This window comes from Streptomyces rugosispiralis (genome assembly GCF_024505145.1).
Taxonomy (GTDB): domain Bacteria; phylum Actinomycetota; class Actinomycetes; order Streptomycetales; family Streptomycetaceae; genus Streptomyces; species Streptomyces rugosispiralis.
In genome coordinates this window covers 1-1,667 of sequence record NZ_JANIAA010000146.1, presented here as the reverse complement: position 1 = coordinate 1,667, position 1,667 = coordinate 1, and the positions used below count along the sequence as shown (strand labels likewise).

General features: G+C 71.5%; 1 protein-coding gene. It reads left to right on the top strand.

The genetic code is table 11. The features are described from left to right. The coding region (locus NP777_RS46760) for a condensation domain-containing protein (protein ID WP_256656300.1) at positions 1 to 1,667 on the top strand (1,667 nt) is incomplete at both ends.

Genomic DNA, 1,667 nt, shown 5'->3' with positions numbered 1-1,667 from the left:
GCTGGTCGCCTATCTCGTCCCGGCGGCGGATGGTGGTGTGCCGAGCGGCGCCGAGCTGCGCCGGCATGTGGGCGCACAGCTCCCCGACTACATGGTGCCCTCCGCGTTCATGACCCTGGACGCCTTCCCGCTGACGCCGAACGGCAAGCTGGACCGGCGCGCCCTGCCCGCGCCCGACTACGGTCCGGGCTCGACGGGCGGCCGGGCCCCGCGTTCGCCGCGCGAGGAGATCCTGTGCGGTCTCTTCGCCGAGGTGCTGGGCCTGGAGTCGGTCACCATCGACGACGACTTCTTCGGACTCGGTGGACATTCGCTGCTGGCCACGAAGCTGGTCAGCCGGATCCGCTCGGTCCTGGACGTCGAACTGGCGGTGCGGCGGGTCTTCGAGGCCCCCACCGTCGCCGAGCTCGCGACCGTGCTGGACGCCTCCGCCGCGGCGCGCTCGCCGCTACGGGCGGTGGAACCGCGCCCGGCGCGGCTGCCGCTGTCGCTGGCGCAGCAGCGCTTGTGGTTCCTGCATCAGTTCGAGGGGCCGAGTGCCACGTACAACATTCCGGTGGCGTTGCGGCTGAGCGGTGAGCTGGACGAGCGCGCGTTGCGGCTGGCCCTGGGCGATGTGGTGGCGCGGCACGAGAGCCTGCGCACGGTGTTCGCGGAGGACGCCGACGGTCCGTACCAGGTCGTCCGGGACGCCGAAGCGGTCGGGCTCGCGGTGGTACGGACCGACGAGACCCGGCTGCGCACCGAACTCCTCGGTGCGGCCCGCCACGCCTTCGACCTTCGGTCGGAAGGACCGCTGCGGGTCTGGCTGTTCGAGCTGGGCGACGACGCGTACGTACTGCTGGTCGTCGCGCATCACATCGCGAGCGACGCGTGGTCGATGGGCCCGCTGGCCCGCGATCTGACCAGTGCGTACGCGGCGCGGGTCGGCTCGGGTGGGGCTCCCGGCTGGGAGCCGCTGCCGGTCCAGTACGCGGACTACAGCATCTGGCAGCGCGAGGTGCTCGGCGCCGAGGATGACTCCGACAGTGAAATCACCCGCCAACTGGCGTACTGGAAGGCCGTGTTGGCCGACCTTCCGGAAGAGCTGTCCCTGCCGTTCGACCGCCCCCGCCCGGCGGTCGCCACCTACCAGGGCGACTCCGTCGCCCTCGACCTCGCCCCGGAGCTGCACGAGAAGCTGACGCGGATCGCCCGTGAGCGTCGGGCCAGCCTGTTCATGGTGGTGCAGGCGGCGCTGTCCACGCTGCTCACGCGGCTGGGCGCGGGGACGGACATCCCGCTGGGCACCCCCGTGGCTGGCCGCACCGATGACGCGCTGGACGACCTGGTCGGCTTCTTCGTGAACACGCTGGTGCTGCGGACGGACACTTCCGGTGACCCGACGTTCGCGGAGCTGATCGAACGGGTGCGGGTGCGGGATCTGGAGGCATACGCGTACCAGGATCTGCCCTTCGAGCGGCTGGTCGAGGTGGTCAACCCGGAGCGTTCGCTGTCCCGGCATCCGCTCTTCCAGACGATGCTCACGCTGAACAACACCGAGCAGGGCGCGGAGACCGCGGTCGCCTCGCTGCCGGGTCTGACCGTGGCGAATGAGCCGGTGGCCGTGGGCGGGGCGAAGGTCGACCTGTCCTTCCGGCTGGGTGAGCGGCGGGGCGATGGCGCGG